The sequence below is a fragment of the Bifidobacterium sp. genome (genome assembly GCF_051876855.1).
Taxonomy (GTDB): domain Bacteria; phylum Actinomycetota; class Actinomycetes; order Actinomycetales; family Bifidobacteriaceae; genus Bifidobacterium.
Genome location: NZ_JBJEIH010000111.1, coordinates 1 through 4640 on the forward strand (window position 1 = coordinate 1; position 4640 = coordinate 4640).

At 59.4% G+C, this 4640-nt stretch carries 3 protein-coding genes; all 3 read left to right on the forward strand.

From position 1 onward, the window contains the following. Positions 1–1236: alpha amylase C-terminal domain-containing protein (locus ACI38B_RS07195; RefSeq protein WP_439730145.1), on the forward strand; the 1236-nt coding region annotated here is incomplete at its 5' end. Between the two features lie 260 nt (positions 1237–1496). After that, the gene (locus ACI38B_RS07200) at positions 1497–3164 is read left to right on the forward strand and encodes a CTP synthase (RefSeq protein WP_015450495.1); all 1668 of its coding nucleotides are present in this window, start codon (positions 1497–1499) and stop codon (positions 3162–3164) included. 252 nt (positions 3165–3416) lie between these two features. Then, positions 3417–4640 (forward strand): Fe-S cluster assembly protein SufB (gene sufB / locus ACI38B_RS07205; protein ID WP_439730146.1); only part of this gene is annotated, 1224 nt, incomplete at its 3' end.

The following is a 4640-nucleotide window of genomic DNA, read 5'->3' on the forward strand; positions in this document are numbered from 1 at the left end:
AACTCCAAGGAAGGAACCGAACAGGAGTTCAAATCCATGGTCGCCACCTGCAAGGCCGCGGGTGTGGGTGTCATCGCCGACGCTGTCATCAACCACACCACGGGGGTTGATCAGGGCAGCGGCACCGGCACAGGAGGCAGCTCCTACGACGCCAAGGGCGATTTCCCCGCCATCGGATATACCGCGAAGGATTTCCACACCTGCGACACGGATGTCATCAACTACTCCGATCAGGAGAACGTGCAGGATTGCCGTGTCACCGGATTGCAGGACCTTGACACGTCATCCGCCCATGTACGCGACACGCTCGCTTCATATTTCGCCAAACTCTTGAAATACGGCGTCGCCGGCTTCAGGGTGGATGCCGTCAAACACATCTCCAATACGGATGTCCTCGCCATCAAGAAACTCGTGGCGAAGAAGACCGGGCGTTCCCTGAGCGACATCTGGTGGATGCAGGAGGTCATCGGCAACGTGAATGAAGCCGCAGCCATCCAGCCGAAGAACTACACGCGTTCCGGACAAGTTTCCGAATTCCAGTACGCCTACCAGCTCAAGACCTTCTTCTCGAATTCGCTGGTCGGTGGCACCAAATCAATCAAGGACATCACGAGCAATCTGGTGCCCAGCGATGACGCCGCGATATTCGTCACCAATTGGGATACCGAGCGCAACGGCATGACCCTGACATACCGAGACGAGAACTCCTATCTGCTGGCCAACGCCTTCATGCTTGCCTACCCGTACAGCACGCCGAACATCTTCTCCGGCTACGAATACGAGAAATCTGATGACGGCGCTCCAGGAGCGACCAAGACATCCGTTCCCGACACCACATGCGGCACAGACTCGGATTGGACGTGCACGCAGCGGTGGACAGCGATCCGCGGCATGATCGGCTGGCACAATGTCGCCGGGTCCGCACGCATGACCGACTGGCATGACGACGGCGATAACGTGATTGGCTTCGGCCGCGGCAACCGGGCCTACATCGTCATTAACAACGGCGAAAACGACGCCACCGTGTCGTATGCCACGTCGATGCCCGCCGGCGACTACTGCAATGTCTACGCCAGCGGCGACTGCTCATCGAAAGTGCATATCGGCATCGACGGCAAACTCAACGCGACCGTGCCCGCTGGCTCGGCAGTCGCCATCCATGTGGCCGCCACGCCCTCCACCTGGCACAGCACCGCCGCCCGCGACGCCTCCGACCCGGACTGGTACGGAAACTGACTGATTTCTTCGCCGTCTGGCAGATCCGCGGTGTTCGTGACACGAGGTTACCGCGGATCTGCCGCCGGCTGAGGCGCTTCCGCCGCGGAATCTCAATTTCTCTTGACAGACACCTGCTGATGCGAGATGTTCAGACTTTGTCCTCAACATCTCGCACAATCTAGTCTCACGGTTGAGAAATTGAGATTCTCACTGAGCTGTCTTTCTCGCCGACTCAACGAAACACGCCGGGTCATGGCGAGATGATAGATTGGAGTTCCATGGCAAGAAGACAACATGGCAATGCATCGGAACACGTCACCAAGCATATTTTCGTCACCGGAGGCGTGGTTTCCTCCCTCGGCAAGGGGCTGACCGCCTCATCCCTCGGACGCCTGCTGCGTAGCCGCGGCATCCGCGTCCTTCAGCAGAAGCTCGATCCTTACATCAACGTCGATCCTGGCACGATGAACCCGTTCCAGCACGGTGAGGTCTATGTCACCGAGGACGGCGCCGAAACCGATCTCGATATCGGCCACTATGAGCGTTTCCTCGATGTCTTCCTCAGCCAGAAGGCGAACGTCACAACCGGTCAGATTTATCAGTCCGTGCTGCGCAAGGAGCGCGCCGGCGAGTATCTCGGCCAGTGCGTGCAGGTGATCCCGCATATCACCAACGAAATCAAGAGCCGCATGCGCGCCCAGGCCGCAGACGACGTCGACGTGATTATCACCGAAATCGGCGGCACGGTCGGCGATATCGAATCCCAGCCGTTCCTCGAGGCCGCACGTCAGGTGCGCCGCGAACTCGGCCCGGAGAACTGCATGTTCGTGCATGTCTCCCTGGTGCCGTACATCTCCGCCGCTCATGAGCTGAAAACCAAGCCGACTCAGCATTCCGTCATGATGCTGCGCCAGCTGGGCATCACTCCGGACGCGCTCGTGCTGCGCTCCGACCGCACGCTCAACCAGTCCATCAAGGACAAGATTTCGCTCATGTGCGATGTCGATCCTGAAGGTGTGGTCAATTGCGTGGACGCCCCGAGCATCTATGACGTGCCGAAGATCCTGTTCGACGAAGGCCTGGACGCCTACGTCGTGCGCGAACTCGGCCTGCCGTTCCATGATGTCGATTGGGCCGAGTGGGAGGATCTGCTCGAGCGGGTGCACCACCCCAAGCATGAGGTGAACGTCGCCATCGTCGGCAAGTACATCGATCTGCCGGACGCCTACCTGTCCGTCACCGAGGCGATCAAGGCCGGCGGTTTCGCCAACTACGCCAAGGTCAACGTCAAGTGGGTCGCAGCCGACCTGTGCGAGACTTGGGAAGGTGCGAAGGCGGCGCTCAACAACGTCGACGGTATCGTGATTCCTGGCGGTTTCGGCATCCGCGGCATCGAAGGCAAGATCGGCGCGCTGAAGTTCGCCCGCGAGACTGGTCTGCCGGCTCTCGGCCTGTGCCTTGGACTCCAGTCCATGGTCATCGAGTATGCGCGCGACGTGCTCGGCCTTGAGGACGCAAACTCCACTGAATTCGAGCCGGATTGCAAGAACCCGGTCATCGCCACGATGGAAGAGCAGAAAGACATCGTCGCCGGGCACGGCGATATGGGCCACACCATGCGTCTGGGCTCTTACCCGGCGAACCTCGAGGAGGATTCCTTGGTCGCCCAGCTCTACGGCAGCACCCACGTGACCGAGCGTCATCGTCATCGTTACGAAGTCAACGTCAACTACAAGCAGCAGCTGCGTGACGGCGGCCTGCGGATTTCCGGCGAAAGCCCGGACGGCGAACTCACCGAGTTCGTGGAGCTTCCGCAGGATGTCCACCCGTTCTATGTGGGCACCCAGGCGCATCCTGAGTTCAAGTCCCGCCCGACCCGCCCGCATCCGCTGTTCGCGGGTCTGGTCAAGGCGGCCCTGGATCATCAGGCGGCCGACCAAGACTAACTGTGACTGACGTGCGAAACAGCCGGCATCATTGACCGGAACCACGAATGCGCCTGCACATCCCAAGTTGTGCAGGCGCATTCATTTCGACACGCCCGTCCATATCACTATCCGGTTTCGCATGAGGCGTAGTTCGGACAACCCCTAGTGTTTTCCGCCCCGGTCTGTTAGGTTAGCGATGGAACAACGAATGAATGGAGGCAGCGTACGGTGGCGAGCGAACACACACCAAACGCCGCGGAAGACGTGGAGATGAGCCAGTACGTGGCTGACCGTTCCCGCGTCAACGAGGACAAGATCAAGCAGGATGACGAAATCATCAGCCAGTTCGGCGACTACAACTACGGCTGGCATGATTCCGACGCCGCCGGCGAAGCGGCGAAGAAAGGCATCGACGAGAACGTCGTAAGGGCCATCTCCGCCGACAAGCATGAGCCGCAATGGATGCTTGACATGCGTCTGCGCGGCTACAAGGCTTTCGTCGACAAGCCGATGCCCTCGTGGGGCGTTGATTTGAGCGGCTTCAACGCCGACGATTTCAAGTACTATGTCAAGCCAATCAAGGAACAGGCGAAGCGTTGGGAGGATCTTCCCGACGATATCCGCAACACCTACGACAAGCTCGGCATCCCGGAAGCGGAGAAGAAGCGTCTGGTCTCCGGCGTCGCGGCGCAGTACGAATCCGAGGTCATCTACAATTCGATTCGAGATGACCTGAAGAAACAGGGCGTGATCTTCGTCGACACCGATACCGCGGTCCGCGAATACCCTGATCTGGTCCGCAAGTATTTCGGCAAGGTCGTGCCTCCTGAAGACAACAAGTTCGGCGCGCTGAACACCGCGGCATGGTCTGGCGGCTCCTTCGTCTACGTGCCGAAGGACGTGCACGTCGATATTCCGCTCCAGGCCTATTTCCGCATCAACACGCCGAATATGGGCCAGTTCGAGCGTACGCTCATCATCGCTGACGAAGGCTCCTACGTGCATTACGTCGAAGGGTGCACCGCGCCAATCTACTCCACGGACTCGCTGCACGCCGCCATCGTCGAAATCATCGTGGAGAAGCATGCTCGCGTACGCTACACGACAGTGCAGAACTGGTCGAACAATGTGTACAACCTCGTCACTCAGCGCGCATACGTGCGTGAAGGCGGCACAATGGAATGGGTCGATGGCAATATCGGATCCAAGGCAACCATGAAGTACCCGGCATGCATCCTCGCCGAGCCGTATGCCAAGGCATCCACCATGTCCCTCGGTTTCGCCGGCAATGGGCAGTATCAGGATACGGGCGCGAAGATGATTCATCTCGCACCCCACACCAGCTCCACGATTGTGGCGAAGTCCATTTCACGCGGCGGCGGTCGTTCTGCTTATCGTGGACTCGTGAAAATCGTCGACGGCGCCGAAGGCTCGAGTTCGTCGGTCGTGTGCGATGCCCTGCTGGTTGATGATTTCTCCCGCTCCGACACGTAT

Excerpts from the sequence above, each read along its gene's own strand:
- ACI38B_RS07200 (WP_015450495.1), top strand. The coding sequence starts at position 1,497 with ATGGCAAGAAGACAACATGGCAATGCATCGGAACACGTCACCAAGCAT.